Source organism: Pandoraea sp. (assembly GCF_004297875.1).
Taxonomy (GTDB): Bacteria; Pseudomonadota; Gammaproteobacteria; order Burkholderiales; family Burkholderiaceae; genus Pandoraea.
The window spans coordinates 226,183-244,622 of record NZ_SCSK01000006.1; the positions used below are offsets into that span (position 1 = coordinate 226,183).

The window sequence follows — 18,440 nt, forward strand, 5'->3', positions numbered from 1 at the left end:
ATCGCCCAGCGCAAGAGGAATACGTCATGGAATTTTTCCGTATCAAAAAAGACGTGCCGTTCATGCGGCACGCCCTGATTTTCAACATCATTTCGGCCATCACGTTCGTCGCCGCGGTGTTCTTTTTGATTCACCGAGGCTTGCACCTGTCGATCGAATTCACGGGCGGCACGGTGATGGAGGTCAATTACGATCACGCCGCCAATCTCGATCAGATCCGCAGTACTGTCGGCAAACTGGGTTACGGCGATGCCCAGGTGCAGAGTTTCGGCACCTCCAGTGACGTGATGATCCGCCTGCCGCTCGAGAAGGCCGTGAACGGCAAGACCGAGACCAGCTCCGCACAAAGTCAGGCAGTGTTCCAGGCGCTGTCGGCACAAGACGCCACGGCCAAGCTGCAGCGCGTTGAATTCGTTGGCCCGCAGGTCGGCAAGGAACTGGCGATCAACGGCTTGTTGGCATTATTGTTTGTCGTGATCGGCATCGTCATTTACCTGTCGTTTCGCTTCGAATGGAAATTTGCGGTCGCCGGGATCATCGCGAACCTGCACGATGTGGTGATCATTCTGGGCTTTTTCGCGTTCTTCCAATGGGAGTTCTCGCTCTCGGTACTGGCGGCCGTGCTGGCGGTGCTTGGTTACTCGGTCAATGAATCGGTGGTTATCTTCGATCGGATTCGGGAAAATTTCCGCAAGATGCGCAAGACCGAGGTGCCGCACGTCATCGACCATGCGATCACCAGCACGATGTCGCGCACCATCATCACGCACGGCAGCACGCAAATGATGGTGTTATCGATGTTCTTCTTCGGCGGGCCGACGCTGCACTACTTCTCGCTGGCGCTGACTGTGGGGATCTGCTTCGGGATCTACTCGTCGGTGTTCGTCGCCGCTGCCATGGCCATGTGGCTTGGCGTCAAGCGAGAAGACCTGATCAAGAGCGGCAGCAAGGACAGCGGCGACTCGGCCGATCGCAACGACCCGAACTTCGGCGCGCAAGTCTAGGCCGACGACCAATCGACTGGAAGCTCCCGCAGATGACCCGGCGGGAGCTTTTTCTTTTCTGGGGCCAGGAGATCAAGAGCGCGCCTGTTGGGCCGGAACCCGCCGGGCGATCGCCCGGCCGCGACCGCAACGGTCAGCCGAAACGCGCCAGTAAAAGCGGGCCGACCAGCAACAGCCACGTCAGCCCGCATAGGCACAGGGCCATGAGAACGGCGGCACTGCCGAAATCCTTGGCCCGCTTGGACAGTTCGTGTTTTTCGAGCGAAATCCGGTCAATCGCGGCTTCGACGCTGGAATTCAGCAATTCGACGATCAACACCAGCAGCACCGAGCCGATTAACAACAGCCGTTCGACCGCGCTCACTGGAATCACTGCGGCAACAGGGATCAAAATCGCCGCCAGGGTCAGCTCCTGGCGAAATGCGCTCTCCTCGAGAATGGCATAGCGGATGCCGCTATATGAGTGCAGCAACGCACGCCATGCTCGCGCCAACCCTCGATTGGTTTTGTACGGATTGCCTTGCGGATCTCGATCAGACGATGAAGGGTTCGGCAAGATGCGTGCTCTCTCAAGGTAGCTTCCAACAGTCGCCATCGGCGAGGACGTCCGCCGCCAGGATCACCACGTGGTACGCGCCACGCGGGCCACATCGCGGCAACCCCGGAACTCACTCTGCATCAGCGGCTATCGGCATGGTACCAGCAGCATATGACACCGGCGCCTGTCTGCGCGATGCCCCCAGTCCCAGGGCGCCGCATGATCCCGCATTAGGCTGGCGGATGCCCGCGCAGTTCCACCGGACACCGCCACACCCGAGCGCGCCTCATGCACGCCACCGACTCAGGCCACGCGTTTTGCCAACTCGATGGCCTTGCCGACATAACTCGATGGCGTCATGGCCAGCAGACGGGCCTTCGCCTCGTCGGGGATCGCCAGTTGCCCGATGAAGGCGTGCAGCGCCTCACGAGTAATGCCCTTGCCGCGCGTCAAATCCTTGAGTTGTTCATAGGGGTTGGGCACGCCATAGCGCCGCATCACGGTCTGCACCGGTTCGGCCAGCACTTCCCAGCACCCGTCGAGCTCGTCGTTCAGGCGCTGCGGATTGAGCTCCAGCTTGCCCAAGCCTCGCAGGCATGCGTCATAGGCCAGCAGGCCGTAGCCGAAGGCCACACCGATATTGCGCAGCACCGTCGAGTCGGTCAGGTCGCGCTGCCAGCGAGACACGGGCAGCTTGTCGGCCAAATGGCGCAGCATCGCGTTGGCCAAACCCAGATTGCCTTCGGAGTTCTCGAAATCGATCGGATTGACCTTGTGCGGCATGGTCGACGAGCCAATTTCGCCCGCCTTGGTTTTTTGCTTGAAATACCCGAGGGAAATATAGCCCCACACGTCGCGATTCAGATCGAGCAGTACCGTGTTGGCACGCGCCACGGCATCGAACAGTTCGGCCATGTAGTCGTGCGGCTCGATCTGGATCGTGTACGGGTTGAAGCTCAGGCCCAGCCGCTCCTCGATCACGCGACGCGAGAAGCTCTCCCAGTCGAGCTCGGGGTAAGCCGACAGATGCGCGTTGTAGTTACCCACCGCACCGTTCATTTTGGCCAGCAACGGCACCGCCGCCACACGCTCGATCGCCCTTTGCAGTCGCATGGCCACGTTGGCGAATTCCTTGCCGAGAGTGGTCGGGCTCGCCGGCTGCCCGTGCGTGCGCGAGAGCATCGGCTGATCCGCGTATTCGTGAGCCAGCGCCACCAGCCGCTGATGCAGCGCCTCGAGCGCCGGCAACAGCGCCTGCTGGCGCGCGCCCTTGAGCATCAAACCATGCGACGTATTATTGATGTCCTCCGACGTGCAGGCGAAGTGAATGAACTCGCTCGCCGCTTCCAGCTCCGGCTGGCCTTTGACCTGCTCCTTGAGCCAGTATTCGACCGCCTTCACGTCATGGTTGGTGACGCGTTCGATTTCCTTGATGCGCGCCGCGTCTGCGGTGGCGAAGCGCTCGACCAGCGCCAACAGGAATTTCTCGCCAGCCGGCGAGAACGGCGCGATTTCCGGCAAACCGGCGTGCGACAGCGCAATCAGCCAATGGATTTCGACCATGACGCGGTGGCGCATGAAGGCGGCTTCGGATAACCACGGACGCAGCGCGTCGGTCTTGGCGGCGTAGCGGCCATCGAGCGGGGAAAGCGCATTGAGCGCGAAAAATGCATCGTCGGACATGGTGGAGAACGAATAGATCAGGCGGGGAAAAGGGGGGAGCGGTCACGCCGCGCCCGGAAAGGTTGAATTTTACCATCCCCGCCCTGCCGTCCGTGCGGCCGCGGCATGCCTGTCAACCCCAAGTTGGGAGTTACCCTCTCGGTGTTTCTCCGGTACCACAGTCAGACGCATTCGCGGCAAACTGCACGGTATACTCGGCTCCAGTTATTTTCTAAGGAACCCCATGAAGTTAATCGGCTCGCTGACCAGCCCGTACGTTCGTAAAGTGCGTATCGTCATGGCGGAAAAGAAAATCGACTACCAGTTCGTGCTGGAAGATCCCTGGGCGCCCGACTCGCATGTCCGGGACGCCAATCCGCTCGGCAAGATCCCCTGCCTGATCATGGAAGACGGCGAAGCGATGTTCGATTCGCGCGTGATCTGCGAGTATCTCGATACCCTCACGCCGGTTGGCAGGCTCATCCCGCCATCGGGTCGCGAACGCGCCGAGGTCCGCTGCTGGGAAGCCCTGGCCGACGGGGTACTCGATGCGACCGTGCTGATCCGGCTGGAAGGGAAATTCCATGAGCCTGCACATCGCTCCCAGGCCTGGCTCGATCGCCAACGGGACAAGATCGAGACGAGCCTGCACGCGATGGCCAATGGCCTGGGAGAGCGCTCCTGGTGCGCCGGCAATCACCTGAGCCTGGCGGATCTGTCGGTCGGTTGCGCGCTCGGCTATCTCGATTTGCGTGCGCCCGATATCGACTGGCGCGCGGCTCATCCGGCCTTGGGCAAATACTTCGAACGCCTGTCGCAACGGCAGTCGTTCATCGACACGCAGCCGCCGCAAGGCTGAATCCCGCACACTCGAGCCACCTGCCCGATTCGACGGATCCGGCAGGTTTTTTGTTGCCTCTCAGGCCGACGGCTGAAGGCTGAAGCTGTCACTGCGGGCCAGCGGCCAATATTTCTCGTACAGCTGATAGCGGAAATTGCCAATCAGCAAATCGCCAGGCGCCAGGTATTTCAGCAACTCCGACAGCAGGCGCACTTCGTTTGACGAAATGCGCCGCACGATGTGATGCGCGCGCAAATCGGTCGGGTGCGTCAGGCCGGCGGCCTGAATCAGCTCCTGCAGCGCGTGCAGCGTATGGTGATGGAACTGGTGCACGCGTTCGGCCTTGTCCGGCACCACCAAGGCGCGCTGGCGCAGCCGGTCCTGGGTCGCCACGCCGGTCGGACAGCGGTCCGTGTGGCACTTTTGCGATTGAATGCAACCGATCGCAAACATGAACCCGCGCGCCGAATTGCACCAGTCCGCGCCGATCGCCAGCGTGCGCGCGATATCAAAAGCGGTGACGATCTTGCCCGAAGCGCCAACCTTGATGCGTTCACGCAGATTCGTGCCAACCAGCGTGTTATGCACCAGCAGCAGGCCCTCCTGCAGCGGCATGCCGACATGATCGGTAAATTCGAGCGGTGCGGCCCCGGTGCCGCCCTCGGCGCCGTCGACCACAATGAAGTCGGGCAGGATGCCGGACTCCAGCATCGCCTTGACGATGCCAAAGAACTCCCACGGGTGCCCGATGCATAGCTTGAAACCGGTCGGCTTGCCGCCCGACAGGGTGCGCAGCCGATCAACGAACTGCAGCAATTCGAGCGGCGTCGAGAACGCCGAGTGAGTGGCCGGCGAAATGCAGTCCTGGCCCATCGGGACGCCACGCGTGGCCGCAATCTCGGGCGTCACCTTGGCGGCCGGCAAGACCCCGCCATGCCCCGGCTTGGCGCCCTGCGAGAGCTTCACCTCGATCATTTTCACCTGGGGCGAGCGCGCCTGCTCGGCAAATTTATCGGCATTGAAAGAGCCGTCATCGTTACGGCAGCCGAAGTATCCCGAGGCCACCTCCCAAACCAGATCGCCGCCATGCTCGCGATGATAGGGAGAAATCGACCCTTCGCCGGTATCGTGCATGAAGCCACCGAGCTTGGCGCCGCGATTGAGCGCCTGAATGGCATTGCCGGACAAGGCGCCGAAACTCATCGCCGAGACGTTGAAAATCGATGCCGAGTAAGGCTGCGCGCGGTCCGCGCCAATTACAATGCGAAAATCATGCGACGGCAGTTTGGTCGGCGCGAGCGAATGGCTGATCCACTCGTAGCCTGCCACCTTCACATCCAGCTCGGTGCCGAACGGGCGGCTGTCGACTTCGCCCTTGGCGCGCTGATAGACGATGCTGCGTTGGGCCCGCGAGAACGGCGTCTCGGCCGTATCGTCCTCGACGAAATACTGACGAATCTCCGGACGAATGAATTCGAGCAGGAACCGCAGGTGCCCCCACAGCGGATAGTTGCGTAGCACCGAGTGGCGCGGCTGCCCGATGTCCCGTACGCCGAGCAACACGAGCGCCGCCGGTATCACCACGCACAGCCAGCTCAACCGCCCCAGCGCCGCCGCCCAGGCGGTTGCCGCCAGAACGATGACAGCGCCCCAAAAAGCCAGATAACGCCTGGACCACATACCCGTCTCCTTCTTATTGGGATTCGTACACCGCGATCACGCCTGCGTGCTCTCGATAATGCCGCCGCCCAGACATACGTCGCCGTCGTATAGCACTGCCGATTGTCCTGGCGTGACGGCCCACTGCGGCGCATCGAAATGCAGTTCGAGGTGCGCCTGGCTGACACTCCGAACCAGGCACGGCGCATCGGCCTGCCGGTAGCGCGTCTTGGCCGCACATGGCCATCCTTCGCGCGGCGGCTCGCCGGCGACCCACGACAGGTCGGTCGCCTGCAACGTGTGCATCAGCAACCAGGGGTGATCGTGCCCCTGCACCACATACAGCGTGTTTTCGCTCATGTCCTTGCGCGCCACGAACCAGGGCTCGCCCGAACCTTCGCGGCTGCCGCCCAGGCCGATCCCCTTGCGCTGCCCGAGCGTGTAGAACGCCAGCCCGATATGCTCGCCGACGATCTTGCCGTCCGACGTTTTCATCGGACCGGGCCGGGTCGGCAAATAGCGATTCAGAAACTCCCGAAATGGCCGCTCGCCGATGAAACAGATGCCGGTGGAGTCCTTCTTCTTCGCATTGGGCAGGCCAATGCGCGCGGCGATCTCGCGCACCTCGGTCTTGGGTATTTCACCGAGCGGAAACATTGTGCGCGACAACTGCGCCTGATTGAGCCGGTGCAGGAAATAGCTCTGATCCTTGCTCGAATCCCTGGCCTTGAGCAGCTCGAACCGTCCGTCGCGCTCACGCACGCGGGCGTAGTGGCCGGTCGCGATGGACTCGGCGCCCAGCGCCACCGCATGATCGAGAAACGCCTTGAATTTGATCTCGGCATTGCACAGCACGTCCGGGTTGGGCGTGCGGCCTGCCGAATACTCGCGCAGAAATTCGGCGAACACGCGGTCCTTGTATTCGGCGGCGAAATTGACCGCTTCGACGTCGATGCCGATCAGGTCCGCCACCGAGACGACATCGATCCAGTCCTGCCGGGTCGAGCAATATTCTCCGTCATCGTCGTCCTCCCAGTTCTTCATGAAGAGACCGACCACCTCGTAACCCTGCTCCTTGAGCAGCCAGGCCGTCACGGACGAGTCGACCCCGCCCGACATGCCGACCACCACGCGCTGCCGGCTCATGATCCCTCCGGTGCGTCGGCGGGCACGGCGTGCGTATAAATCAGGTCGAGCGGATAACGCCGCCCCCGCAGATAATCGTCGACGCACCGCATCAGGAGCGGACTGCGATGGCGCGCCCGCTCCGCCCGGATTTGCTCGGGCGAGGCCCACAGCGTACGCACGATGCCTTCATCCAGCGCCTGGCCGGCCAGCGGTTCGCCCACCCGGCCGACAAAGGCAAAGCGCAGATAAGTGACCTCCTGGTTCTGCGGCGTGTTGCCGCGCGCCTGATAAACGCCCAGCAGTGCCTCGGGCTCGAACGTCCGTGCGGTTTCCTCGCGGGTCTCGCGCACTACGGCCTGCAACAGCGACTCGCCAGATTCGAGGTGGCCAGCCGGCTGATTCAATTGAAGGCCGTCGGATGTTCGTTCCTCGACCAGCAAAAAGCGGCCGTCCTGTTCAATCACGGCCGCTACGGTGACATGGGGTTTCCAGCGTTGTGTCATGGGGGATTCCGTAGCAAGCCGCTATTCTACCGTTTGGACGAAAACCCCGCCGCATGGCTGCTGCGTCCCGTTCTTGACATAAACCCGACTGCGCATGCCGGTAATATCGATATAGCCAGCTTACGAATATTCACAATTCTTATATTCGGGTAAGCTAGCCGCTGCGTTTTATGCAAGACCCTCGAATGATCAAACCAAGTGGCCCCGGCACGCTTGTCACGCCGGACGCGCACATTTAAAACAGGGAAGGAGTGGAGATGCATATCGGCATACCATTGGAACGCTGGCCGGGCGAGACCCGCGTCGCAGGCACGCCGGAGACTGTCAAGAAGCTGGTGGCCACCGGCCATCAGGTGACAGTCGAACATGACGCCGGGCTCGGCGCGAGCGTGCCAGACGCGCTCTACGAAGCGGCCGGAGCGCGCATTGGCGATACCGCCGCGGTGTTAGGTGCCGACATCCTGCTCAAGGTTCGCACGCCAGTCACGGCGGAGCTCGCCCAGTTGCGCGCCGGCACGGTGCTCATCGGCATGCTCAACCCCTTCGACAGCGAGAACAACGCCCAGCTGGCCGCGGCCAATCTCACGGCCTTTGCGCTGGAAGCCGCGCCGCGCACCACGCGCGCGCAGAGCATGGACGTGCTCTCCTCGCAGGCGAACATCGCCGGCTACAAGGCAGTGATGGTCGCGGCCAACGTGTATCAGCGCTTCATGCCGATGTTGATGACTGCGGCCGGCACCGTCAAGGCCGCGCGTGTACTGGTCCTGGGCGCCGGCGTGGCGGGCCTGCAGGCGATCGCCACGGCCAAGCGGCTGGGCGCGGTCATCGAGGCCTCCGACGTGCGCCCGGCCGTCAAGGAACAGATCGAATCGCTGGGCGCCAAGTTTCTCGACGTGCCGCTCTTGACCGACGAGGAGCGCGAGATTGCCCAGGGCGTGGGCGGCTACGCGCGCCCGATGCCGCTCGACTGGATCAAACGGCAGGCCGAGCTGGTGCACGAGCGCGCCCGTCAGGCCGACATTGTGATCACCACCGCGCTGATCCCGGGACGACCCGCCCCGATGCTGCTCTCGGAGGATACCGTCAAGGCCATGAAACCCGGCTCGGTGGTAGTCGATCTGGCGGCAGGTCGTGGCGCCAACGGCGGCGGCAACTGCCCGTTGACCGAGCCCGACCGGATCGTCGTCAAGCATGGCGTGCATCTGGTGGGGCACACCAACCTGCCGGGCATGCTCAGCGCCGACGCCTCGGCCCTGTACGCCCGCAACGTGCTCGACTTCCTCAAGCTACTGATCAACAAGGAAGGTCAGCTCGCCATCGACATGAACGATGACATCGTCGCCGCCTGCCTGATGTGCAGGGACGGGCAGGTGTTGCGTCAAAACTCCTGAATCGCAGCCGAGGACAACATGGAACTCGTCAACCATACGGTTATCAACCTGATCATCTTCGTGCTGGCGGTCTACGTCGGCTATCACGTGGTGTGGAATGTCACGCCGGCACTGCACACGCCGCTCATGGCGGTGACCAATGCCATTTCCGCGATCATCATCGTCGGAGCAATGCTCGCCGCGGGGCTCACCAACGGCGGCATCGGCAAGGTGATGGGCGTGCTGGCGGTGACGCTGGCCGCGGTCAACGTATTCGGGGGCTTCCTGGTTACCCAGCGCATGCTCGAAATGTTCAAGAAGAAAGAACCGAAGAAAAGCGAACAAGCCGGGGGGCAGTCATGAGCATGAATCTGGTCACGTTGCTGTACCTGCTGGCATCGATCTGCTTCATCCAGGCGCTCAAGGGCCTCTCGAGCCCCAAGACCGCGCGGCGGGGCAACCTGTTCGGCATGGCGGGCATGCTTATCGCCGCCCTGACCACCATAGCGCTGATCTACGAACTGCGGCGCATGGCTGGCGGCGGCGTTTCGGGGATCGGCCTGATTGCCATCGGGCTGGTGGTGGGCGGCACGATCGGTGCGGTCATCGCACGGCGCGTCGAGATGACGAAAATGCCCGAGCTGGTCGCCGCAATGCACTCGCTGATCGGCCTGGCCGCGGTATGTATCGCGATCGCGGCGGTGTCCGAGCCCAGCGCATTCGGCATCGCGCCGCCGGGCGATTTCGCGTTGCCGCTGGGTAACCGGCTGGAGCTGTTCATCGGCACCTTCGTGGGCGCCATCACGTTCTCGGGTTCGGTGATCGCATTCGGCAAGCTCTCGGGCAAATACAAGTTCCGCCTGTTTCAGGGCGCGCCGGTCGTCTACCCGGGCCAGCATCTGATCAACCTGATGCTGGCGCTGGCCATGGTGGGCTTTGGCCTGATTTTCTTTCTGTCGCAGAGCTGGCTGCCGTTCCTGCTGATGACGGCAATCGCCTTCGCACTGGGCGTGTTGATCATCATCCCGATCGGCGGGGCCGACATGCCAGTGGTGGTGTCGATGCTGAACTCGTATTCGGGCTGGGCTGCCGCAGGTATCGGCTTCTCGCTGAACAATCCGATGCTGATCATCGCCGGCTCACTGGTCGGCAGCTCCGGGGCGATTCTCTCGTACATCATGTGCCGAGCCATGAATCGCTCGTTCTTCAACGTGTTGCTGGGAGGGTTCGGCGCGACCGCCACGGCCGGCGCGAAGGGACAGCAGGAACAGCGCCCGGTCAAGTCCGGCTCGCCCGACGACGCGGCGTTCCTGATGAGCAACGCGGAGTCGGTGGTGATCGTTCCCGGCTATGGGCTGGCGGTGGCGCGCGCGCAGCACGCGCTCAAGGAGCTGACCGAGAAGCTCACCGAGCACGGCATCAATGTTCGCTATGCGATCCACCCGGTGGCCGGGCGCATGCCCGGCCATATGAACGTGTTGCTGGCCGAGGCGGAGGTGCCGTACGACCAGGTGTTCGAGATGGAGGACATCAACGGTGAGTTCGGGCAGACCGACGTGGTGCTGGTGCTGGGCGCCAACGATGTGGTCAATCCGGCGGCCAAGAACGACCCGGCCTCGCCCATTGCCGGCATGCCGATCCTGGAGGCCTACAAGGCCAAGACAGTAATCGTCAACAAGCGCTCGATGGCCGCCGGCTATGCCGGACTCGACAACGAGCTGTTTTACATGGACAAGACCATGATGGTTTTCGGCGACGCCAAGAAGGTCGTCGAAGAGATGGTCAAGGCCATCGAGTAATCGTTTGGAACACCCACTATGACCCTGGGCATCGTTGCCGCCATGCATGAGGAAATCGCCGAGCTCCTGCAGGATATGGAGCCCGGCGCACGCATTGCGCGCATTGGCATGCGCGACTACTACGTCGGCACCCTCGATGGGCACGCGTGCGTCATCGTGCTGGCGCGACTGGGCAAGGTCGCGGCGGCGGCCACTGCCACCGCCCTGATCCATGAGTTCAAGATCGACCGCCTGCTGTTCACCGGTCTGGCCGGCGGCATTGCTCCGGGCCTACCGGTGGGCGATGTGGTGGTGGCCAACGCGCTGATGCAGCACGACCTCGATGCGCAACCGCTATTTCCGAGGCACGAAGTGCCGTTGCTTGGAAAAAGCCGCTTCGACGCCGATCCGCAGCTCAGCGCGCAACTGGTCGAGGCCGCAGGCGCGTTCCTGACAGAGCAGTTGCCGCGCCGGATCGACGCGGCCACGCTGCGGCATTTTCGGATCGACGTGCCGCGCGTGCATGCCGGCCTGGTGCTCAGCGGCGATCAGTTCATCAGCAGCCATGCGCGCGCCGCGGCATTGCTCGCGGCGGCACCCGATGCGCTGGCAGTGGAGATGGAAGGCGCCGCGGTCGCCCAGGTGTGTTACGAATACGGCGTGCGATTCGCGGTAATGCGCACCGTGTCGGACAACGCCAATGACCAGGCGCACGTCGACTTCCCGCCATTCCTGAAGAACGTGGCGAGTGTCTACTCGCACGGCATCATCAAGCGTTTTCTGACACTGGATCGCTAGAGCCTGAGGCGGGTCGCTTGCGCACCGCGCCGGCAATCATGTCGAAGCGGAACAGGCGGCATTCGATGGCGCCATTGAACAGCGGCGTGCGGCGCGCCTCGCGCAGACGCATCTGGCCCGGCAGACGCATATCGGCGGTCAGCACATGCACTGTCCAGCCGGCGAAGCGCTGCTTGAGCGCATTGCCGAATGCCTGGAAAAATTCGGCGTCGACACTGTCCGGCCGCGCCCGGCGAAACCCGGCATCGCCATACTCGTGGTCCCCTTCGTCCACGCCGTCATCGTCACGGCGCCCCGGGCCCCGTCCCCTGACGTCCAGCCGCTCGCCATAAGGCGGGTTGGTCACGATGATGCCGGCCTCGGCGCTCGGCGGCACCATCACGCGCGCATCGACCTGCTTGAGCGACAGCGGCGGCAACCCGGCGCGCTCGAAATTCAGACGCGCCTTTATCAGCATGTCACCGGAAATATCGCTGCCGTAGATCGGCAGCGGCTCGGCATGGGCGCGAGCGGTCTGTTGGGCGTCGAGCGCCTGTTGCCTGAGCGTCTGCCAGGCGTTGATGTCATAACCCTGCAGCCGTTCGAAACCGAAGCGGCGCATCACGCCAGCCGGCACGCCAAGGCAGATTTGCGCGGCCTCGGCAAGGAACGTGCCGCTGCCGCACATCGGGTCATATAGCGGCACCGCCGGCGCCATGCCATGACGCCAGCCGGCCAACCGCAAAATACCCGCTGCGAGATTTTCCCGCAACGGCGCGGCGCCCTTGTCCAGACGCCAGCCGCGCTTGAACAGCGCATCGCCGGAGGTATCGAGATACAGCGTCGCCTGTTGCGCGTTCAGAAACGCGAATGCGCGCACGTCGGGTTGCGCGGTATCGATGCTCGGCCGCGCGCCGGTTTTGTCGCGCAGCCTGTCGCAAATGGCGTCCTTGATGCGCAGCGTGACGAATTCGAGGCTCTTGAGCGGCGCCTTGATTGCGGTCACGTCGACGCGCAGCGTTTGCCGCGCGGAGAACCAGTCTTCCCAGCGCTGCTCCATCGCCAACGCATAAATATCCTGTTCGCTGCGGTAAGCGCGTTGCGCGATGCGCAACAGCACGCGGCTGGCGATGCGGGAGTGAAGGTTGGCGGCCATGCCGGCCGCCCACGGACCGGCGAAGTGCACGCCGCCAGGCACCTGCGCGCCGACGGCCAGCGGCGCCACATGACCCAGCTCGTGCAGCTCGGCGGCCAACGCCTCTTCCAGCCCACGCGGGCACGGCGCGAAAAATTCGAATGAGGACATAACGAAGCGGCCGGCGCCTGGGCACCGGCCTGGGAAGGTAAAGCCGTATTGTACGCGCAGGACTGCACGGGCAAGCGCCCGCAGTGCTACGCAGGGCGCAATGCGGCAGCCGCCTGTGCAAGTCGGGTAATACCTGCCCAATCGCCGCGATCGACCAAAGTGCCGGGGGTGAGCCACGAGCCGCCGACGCACACCACGTTGGGCAATGCCAGATAAGCCGGCGCGCTATTGGCGGTAATGCCTCCGGTCGGACAAAACCGCACATCGGCGAACGGACCGTGCAGTGCCTTGAGCATCGGCACGCCGCCCGCAGGCTCGGCCGGAAAGAATTTGACGATGTCGTAACCGGCCGCCTGCGCTGCCAGGATTTCCGATGGCGTCGCCACGCCAGGCAACAGTGGCAGCCCGGCGGCATGCGCGGCCTCGCCCAATGCCGACGTGAAGCCGGGCGAGACGCCGAATCGAGCGCCGGCCGATACCGCCGCCGCAAATTGCTCGGGCCGCGTCAGTGTGCCGACGCCAACGACCATCTGGTCGGTCAACCGGGCCACTCGCTCGATGACCGCCATTGCAGCCGGCGTGCGCAAGGTGATTTCGAGCACCCGCACGCCACCGTCGAGCAGGGCCTGTGCGACGTTCTCGCCCTGTTCTACGCTGTCGAACTGCAATACCGGGATCACTGGCCCGATTTGCACGATGTCCTTGATCAGCATGCCAGCCTCCTCGATGCGCAAACCGCGAATACCAATACCAGCGCGCTGCCCTGGGCGGCGCGGCCGATGACGTTAGGCGGCGCCGGCGAAAGCCTGCTCGAGAAACTGCAGGCGGTCCTGCCCCCAGAAAGGTTCGTCGCGAAAGCGATACCACGGCATGCCAAAGACGTTGGCGGAAATCGCTTCCTGCGTGTATTGGTCGTAGGTCGACTGCACACTGGCGCCCGCGGCGGCTCTGAGCAGCGCGGGCCCATCCATGTCGAATTGCTGCGCCAGCGCGACCAAAGTCGCGTCGTCGGCGATATTGCGCTCATCGACCCATACCGCGCGCATCACAGCGCCGGTCAGCGCCAGCGCCCGCTCAGTGCCATGCGCGAATTGCGCGGCAATGATCAGGCGTGCGGCCGGATCTCCCGAGACCGGGAAATATTTGGGGTGCAAATTCAGTGGGATCGACAGCGCCTTGCTCCAGCGCGCCAACTCGATCAGCCGATAAGCCTGTCGCTGCGGCGCACGCTGCCCGAGCGGCAAGCCGCCGGAAACGGCAAATACCTTGCCGCTGTCGCACGGTTTGAGATTGATTTGCACACCGTATTGCGCAGCCAGGGCAACAAAGCGCTCGTGTCCCAGATAGGCATACGGGGACTGAGGGGAAAAAAAGTAGTCACAGGTTTTTGTCATCGAAGTCTCCTTGCCGAGGCAGTCAAATGCATTGTTGTCGCGGGGTGCCGGATCCGCTTAAAAGGGCTTGACCACCACCAGCACCACGGCCGCGATCAAGCCGAGCACCGGCAATTCGTTGAACCAGCGAAACCAGCGGTGCGAATGCCGATTGCGCCCCTGCTCGAAGTCGCGCAGCAAACGGCCGCACACATGGTGGTAAGCAATGAGCAGTACAACGATACCCAGCTTCGCATGCAGCCAACCCTGGCCTTGCCCGATGCCGTAATACAGCCAGAGCGTCAAACCGAGCAGCAAGGCGGGGATCGCCAGGATCGTCATGAACCGGTATAGCTTGCGGGCCATCGCCAGCAGGCGCTGCGTGGCAACGGCCTCGGTCTCCATCGCCAGATTGACGAAGATGCGCGGCAGATAGAACAATCCGGCAAACCACGAGGCGACGAAAACAATGTGAAAAGCCTTGATCCAGAGCATAGCGGTGCGACCCGAGCGCGATAGAAAAGCCAGCCCGCAATTTACAACAATTCCGTGACATCGTCCCGCCGCCACCTTCGGCGGGTGTGCCAAAATACGGGCCAATCCCTTTGATTCCGCCGCACGGCGACCATTATGAGAATTCTCGGCATCGACCCCGGCTTGCGCGTGACTGGCTTCGGCGTGCTCGACAAGCAGGGCAGCCGGCTCGAATACGTCGCCAGCGGCGTGATTCGCACGCCCCACGACGCCGACCTGCCGCTGCGACTGAAGACCATCTTCGACGGCGTCAGCGCCATCGTGCGCGAGCACCAGCCGGCGCAAGCGGTCATCGAGAAAGTTTTCGTCAACGTCAACCCGCAATCGACACTGCTGCTCGGGCAGGCGCGCGGCGCTTCGCTGTGCGCGCTGGTCAACTGCGATCTGCCGGTGTTCGAATACACCGCACTGCAGCTCAAGCAGGCCGTCGTCGGTTACGGACGCGCCAGCAAGGCGCAGGTTCAGGAGATGGTGACCCGCCTGTTGCGGCTGTCCGGCACGCCCAGCACCGATGCGGCCGACGCCCTGGGCGTAGCGATCTGCCATGCACATGGCGGCAGCACCCTCTCGACGCTCGGCGGGCTGGCGCCGCAACTGGCGCAAAAGGGCCTGCGTGTGCGCCGTGGACGCCTGATCGGCTAGCCGCGCCGCACCGCGCGAATCGAGTACACTGCCGGCTCGTTTCCCTCTCATTTCGACTCGCCATGATCGGTCGCATCGCCGGTACCCTGCTGGAAAAGAATCCGCCGCATATCCTGGTCGACTGCCATGGCGTCGGCTACGAACTGGCCGTGCCGATGAGCACGTTCTACAATCTGCCCGCGCTTGGGGAAAAAGTCACCCTGCTCACACAGATGATCGTGCGGGAGGATGCGCACCTGCTCTATGGGTTCGGCTCGAACCAGGAGCGCACAGCGTTCCGCGAATTGCTGAAGATTTCCGGCGTCGGCGCGCGCACCGCGCTGGCCATTCTCTCGGGCATGAGTGTGGCCGACCTGGCGCAGGCCATCACATTGCAGGAGGCCGGTCGCCTGACGAGAGTGCCCGGTATCGGCAAAAAGACCGCTGAGCGGCTGCTGCTCGAGCTCAAGGGTAAATTCGGCGCCGATCTGGGCGTCGCCGCCGGCACGGTGGCTACCAGCGAGCATGCCAGCGATGTGCTCAACGCGCTGCTCGCGCTTGGGTATTCGGAGAAGGAGGCTGTCATGGCGGTCAAGCAGATTCCGGCCGGCATGGGTGTATCCGACGGCATCAAGCACGCGCTGAAGGGGCTCTCCAAAGCCTAGCCCCAAGGACACATACCCCGCCGCAATCCGACGCGCTACAATGGCCGCATGATCGAAACCGACAAACTCGGCAGCGACCGGCTGATTTCCGCCGCTCCCGTCTCACCCAACGAGGAAGTGTTCGAACGGGCGCTGCGCCCCAAGCTGCTCGACGAATATGTCGGGCAGGAGAAGGTGCGCGGCCAGTTGGAAATTTTCATTGCCGCGGCCCGCAAGCGCGCCGAGGCGCTTGACCATGTCCTGCTGTTCGGTCCGCCGGGGCTCGGCAAAACAACGCTGGCGCACATCATTGCGCGCGAAATGGGCGTCAATTTGCGTCAGACCTCCGGCCCGGTACTCGAGCGCCCAGGCGACTTGGCTGCGCTGCTGACCAATCTCGAAGCCAACGACGTACTGTTCATCGACGAGATTCATCGGCTGTCGCCGGTCGTCGAGGAAATTCTGTACCCGGCGCTGGAGGATTACCAGATCGACATCATGATAGGCGAGGGACCGGCAGCCCGCAGCGTCAAGCTCGATCTGCAGCCTTTTACGCTAGTGGGTGCAACCACCCGCGCTGGCATGCTGACCAACCCGCTGCGCGACCGCTTCGGCATCGTTGCCCGACTGGAGTTCTACAACGCCGCAGAATTGGCCAGCATCGTGGCGCGTTCGGCCCAGTTGCTGGGCGCCGTGATTGGCGACGAGGGCGCGATCGAGATCGCCCGGCGCTCACGCGGCACGCCGCGCATCGCCAACCGGCTGCTGCGACGCGTGCGCGATTACGCCGAGGTCAAGGCCGATGGCGCAATCACCGCCTCTGTCGCGGACGCCGCACTATCGATGCTGGACGTCGACCCGGTCGGCTTCGACATCATGGATCGCAAGTTGCTGGAAGCCATCCTGCACAAGTTCGACGGCGGCCCGGTCGGCGTCGACAACCTGGCGGCGGCGATCGGCGAAGAGCGCGATACCATCGAGGATGTGCTGGAGCCGTATCTGATACAGCAAGGTTACCTGCAGCGCACGCCGCGCGGACGCATGGCCACGCTGCTGGCTTACCGGCATTTCGGGCTGGCCGCCCCGGCGGCCAGCCCCGCCCGGGATTTGTGGTCAAACGAAGAATAGCGGTGTGATCCGTCGGCAACCGCATGACGGACATTGATGTGATGAACAACTCGCCCCCCTCGCCCAGCGGTCCGCTCGAATACCTGCGCAGCGCCCTTGCCGTACGCCTGGTCAGTCTGACCTCGGGCGGCAATGCGCCGCAGATCGACTACCTTTCGCCGCCCGGCGACCCCGGATTGTTCGGACCGGGCGCCGTCTGCTGGCGCGTGCACGGCGATTTCACTTCGATGATGGTCGGCGGCATCAGTGCGTTGCTGCTCCAATGCCTGCACCCGCTGGCCATGGCCGGCGTCTGGGATCATTCGAATTTTCGCGAGGATGTGATCGGGCGGTTGCGGCGCACCGCGACTTTCATCGCCGGCACGACCTACGGCAGCCGCGCCGATGCCGAGGCCCTGCTCGCGCGCGTGCGGCGCATCCACGCCGGGGTGCGCGGCACCACGACCGACGGACGTCCTTATGCGGCTAGCGATCCGGCCCTGCTCACATGGGTGCACGTTGCCGAGGTCTCCAGCTTTTTGCACAGCTATTTGCGCTATGCGGACCCGACGCTGCCCGACAGCGAACAGGATCGCTATTACCGCGAAGTCTCGCTTATCGCAACGAGCCTGGGCGCCCTGGACGTGCCGACTTGCCGGGCCGAGGTTGCCGATTACCTGCTGCGCATGCGCGGCGAATTGCGCGGCGATGAACGCACGAGCGAGGTGGTCCGGGTGCTGCGCGCCCTGCCGACGCCTCATCCCGGCACGCGCTGGTTCGGTCAACTGCTGTTCAACGCCGGCGTCGACCTGCTCCCGCCGTGGGCCGCCGCGACGCTCGGCCTCAACGATCTCGCCCTGCTGCGCCAATGGGTAGCGCGCCCCGGCGTGCATGCCGCCGCACCGGTGGTGCGTTGGGCTCTGCGCAACGGCGTCGCCAAGCGGGCGCTGCGCCGCGCCAATGCGCCGGCCGCGCCGTCGTCCTGAACGCGACTCAGTCGGCCTTCGACGAAATGCCGCAGAACATCAGGACGTCGTCCAGATAGGCGGCAAAGTTGCTGATGCCGTGATCGCCACCATTGATCAGCGTTGTTCTGGCGCCCGGGTATTTGCTCAGCATGTCGCGGTAATCCAAGACCTCATCACCAGTCGCCGCGATCAGCCAATAGCGCTCGGGCCGGGTGATGTTCTGCACCTCCAACGCCCGCAACTCATCGAGATGATGCCGCTCGACCAGCACACTACCGCCGCCATGCCACAACGGATGCTCACCCAGCCAGGGCTCAAGGTCGTCATAGGGACGAGTCGCCGGGTTGAGCAAAACGCAGCGGCAATCGACCCGCTGTGCGAGATACGTCGCGTAATAGCCGCCGAGCGAACTGCCGATCACCGTCAGCTGCTCGGGCGGAATGCCCGCGATCAGGCTCTCGGCCATGTCGACGGAGGCCAGTGGCGACACCGGCAGTTGCGGACAGACCCAGGCGTCGGCGCGCCCCAGCGCCTGGAGCCGCGCTGCCAGCAACCGCGCCTTGAAGGAATGTGGCGACGATCTGAATCCATGCAAATAGAGGATCATGACGACTCGATCAGCGGGAA

The 18,440-nt window shown here is 63.6% G+C and carries 20 protein-coding genes; 10 read left to right on the plus strand and 10 right to left on the minus strand.

The genetic code is table 11. The features are described 5' to 3' along the window. Window positions 1–26 precede the first annotated feature (26 nt). A complete protein-coding gene (secF, locus tag EPN80_RS03320) occupies window positions 27–1,004 on the plus strand; it encodes a protein translocase subunit SecF (RefSeq protein WP_293023637.1) in 978 nt (325 codons plus the stop codon). A gap of 133 nt (window positions 1,005–1,137) precedes the next feature. Here the strand turns inward: secF and EPN80_RS03325 are convergent, their stop codons facing one another. Together EPN80_RS03325 and purB are read right to left on the minus strand one after the other, a co-directional pair. Continuing rightward, complete coding sequence (locus EPN80_RS03325; RefSeq protein WP_293023640.1) at window positions 1,138–1,560, minus strand: diacylglycerol kinase; 423 nt, start codon at window positions 1,558–1,560, stop codon at window positions 1,138–1,140. Between the two features lie 285 nt (window positions 1,561–1,845). Then, window positions 1,846–3,225 carry an adenylosuccinate lyase gene (gene purB, locus EPN80_RS03330; protein ID WP_293023643.1) on the minus strand — a complete coding sequence of 460 codons (1,380 nt, stop codon included), beginning with the start codon at window positions 3,223–3,225 and terminating at the stop codon, window positions 1,846–1,848. 223 nt (window positions 3,226–3,448) lie between these two features. Here purB and EPN80_RS03335 point away from each other — a divergent pair, with 223 nt between their 5' ends. Then, entirely contained in the window at window positions 3,449–4,063 is a 615-nt protein-coding gene (locus EPN80_RS03335; RefSeq protein ID WP_293023645.1) for a glutathione S-transferase, read from the plus strand. Between the two features lie 60 nt (window positions 4,064–4,123). Here the strand turns inward: EPN80_RS03335 and EPN80_RS03340 are convergent, their stop codons facing one another. Genes EPN80_RS03340 through EPN80_RS03350 form a run of 3 tightly spaced genes read right to left on the minus strand, consistent with a single transcriptional unit; the run spans window position 4,124 to window position 7,335 of the window. Beyond that, window positions 4,124–5,725: an FMN-binding glutamate synthase family protein gene (locus EPN80_RS03340; protein WP_293023647.1), complete on the minus strand. Its 1,602-nt coding sequence runs from the start codon at window positions 5,723–5,725 to the stop codon at window positions 4,124–4,126. Between the two features lie 36 nt (window positions 5,726–5,761). Then, window positions 5,762–6,850, minus strand: a complete 1,089-nt coding sequence (mnmA, locus tag EPN80_RS03345; protein ID WP_293023649.1) for a tRNA 2-thiouridine(34) synthase MnmA — start codon at window positions 6,848–6,850, stop codon at window positions 5,762–5,764. Next, window positions 6,847–7,335: an NUDIX hydrolase gene (locus EPN80_RS03350; protein WP_293023651.1), complete on the minus strand. Its 489-nt coding sequence runs from the start codon at window positions 7,333–7,335 to the stop codon at window positions 6,847–6,849. Before EPN80_RS03350 ends, mnmA begins: the two co-directional genes overlap by 4 nt. 257 nt (window positions 7,336–7,592) lie before the next feature. On the opposite strand from EPN80_RS03350, the gene EPN80_RS03355 reads away from it, so the two are divergent. The 4 genes from EPN80_RS03355 to EPN80_RS03370 are packed head-to-tail and all read left to right on the plus strand — an operon-like array spanning window position 7,593 to window position 11,281. Then, complete coding sequence (locus EPN80_RS03355) at window positions 7,593–8,726, plus strand: Re/Si-specific NAD(P)(+) transhydrogenase subunit alpha (protein WP_293023652.1); 1,134 nt, start codon at window positions 7,593–7,595, stop codon at window positions 8,724–8,726. Between the two features lie 18 nt (window positions 8,727–8,744). Further along, window positions 8,745–9,068, plus strand: a complete 324-nt coding sequence (locus EPN80_RS03360; protein WP_293023655.1) for an NAD(P) transhydrogenase subunit alpha — start codon at window positions 8,745–8,747, stop codon at window positions 9,066–9,068. After that, window positions 9,065–10,504 carry an NAD(P)(+) transhydrogenase (Re/Si-specific) subunit beta gene (locus EPN80_RS03365; RefSeq protein ID WP_293023658.1) on the plus strand — a complete coding sequence of 480 codons (1,440 nt, stop codon included), beginning with the start codon at window positions 9,065–9,067 and terminating at the stop codon, window positions 10,502–10,504. Before EPN80_RS03360 ends, EPN80_RS03365 begins: the two co-directional genes overlap by 4 nt. A gap of 18 nt (window positions 10,505–10,522) precedes the next feature. Beyond that, window positions 10,523–11,281, plus strand: a complete 759-nt coding sequence (locus EPN80_RS03370) for a 5'-methylthioadenosine/adenosylhomocysteine nucleosidase (RefSeq protein ID WP_293023660.1) — start codon at window positions 10,523–10,525, stop codon at window positions 11,279–11,281. On the opposite strand, the gene EPN80_RS03375 is transcribed toward EPN80_RS03370, so the two are convergent. The 4 genes from EPN80_RS03375 to EPN80_RS03390 form a co-directional block, all read right to left on the minus strand. Further along, entirely contained in the window at window positions 11,253–12,566 is a 1,314-nt protein-coding gene (locus tag EPN80_RS03375; RefSeq protein WP_293023663.1) for a class I SAM-dependent RNA methyltransferase, read from the minus strand. The two genes, EPN80_RS03370 and EPN80_RS03375, sit on opposite strands and share 29 nt — an antisense overlap. 86 nt (window positions 12,567–12,652) lie before the next feature. Next, window positions 12,653–13,279 (minus strand): bifunctional 4-hydroxy-2-oxoglutarate aldolase/2-dehydro-3-deoxy-phosphogluconate aldolase, encoded by a 627-nt coding sequence (eda, locus tag EPN80_RS03380; protein ID WP_293023666.1) that lies wholly within the window; start codon window positions 13,277–13,279, stop codon window positions 12,653–12,655. A gap of 72 nt (window positions 13,280–13,351) precedes the next feature. After that, window positions 13,352–13,960: a 2-hydroxychromene-2-carboxylate isomerase gene (locus tag EPN80_RS03385; protein ID WP_293023669.1), complete on the minus strand. Its 609-nt coding sequence runs from the start codon at window positions 13,958–13,960 to the stop codon at window positions 13,352–13,354. Window positions 13,961–14,017: 57 nt separating this feature from the next. Beyond that, a complete protein-coding gene (locus EPN80_RS03390) occupies window positions 14,018–14,434 on the minus strand; it encodes a CopD family protein (protein WP_293023672.1) in 417 nt (138 codons plus the stop codon). A gap of 135 nt (window positions 14,435–14,569) precedes the next feature. Between EPN80_RS03390 and ruvC the strand changes: the two genes are divergently transcribed. The 4 genes from ruvC to EPN80_RS03410 all read left to right on the plus strand — a co-directional run bounded on the left by ruvC (window position 14,570) and on the right by EPN80_RS03410 (window position 17,831). Further along, window positions 14,570–15,115, plus strand: a complete 546-nt coding sequence (gene ruvC / locus EPN80_RS03395; protein ID WP_293023675.1) for a crossover junction endodeoxyribonuclease RuvC — start codon at window positions 14,570–14,572, stop codon at window positions 15,113–15,115. A 62-nt stretch (window positions 15,116–15,177) separates the two neighbouring features. Then, entirely contained in the window at window positions 15,178–15,759 is a 582-nt protein-coding gene (gene ruvA, locus EPN80_RS03400; RefSeq protein WP_293023677.1) for a Holliday junction branch migration protein RuvA, read from the plus strand. A gap of 48 nt (window positions 15,760–15,807) precedes the next feature. Next, window positions 15,808–16,866 (plus strand): Holliday junction branch migration DNA helicase RuvB, encoded by a 1,059-nt coding sequence (gene ruvB, locus EPN80_RS03405; protein WP_293023680.1) that lies wholly within the window; start codon window positions 15,808–15,810, stop codon window positions 16,864–16,866. Window positions 16,867–16,889: 23 nt separating this feature from the next. Next, complete coding sequence (locus EPN80_RS03410) at window positions 16,890–17,831, plus strand: oxygenase MpaB family protein (protein WP_293023683.1); 942 nt, start codon at window positions 16,890–16,892, stop codon at window positions 17,829–17,831. Between the two features lie 7 nt (window positions 17,832–17,838). On the opposite strand, the gene EPN80_RS03415 is transcribed toward EPN80_RS03410, so the two are convergent. Continuing rightward, a complete protein-coding gene (locus EPN80_RS03415) occupies window positions 17,839–18,420 on the minus strand; it encodes a YqiA/YcfP family alpha/beta fold hydrolase (RefSeq protein ID WP_293023686.1) in 582 nt (193 codons plus the stop codon). Window positions 18,421–18,440 lie beyond the last annotated feature (20 nt).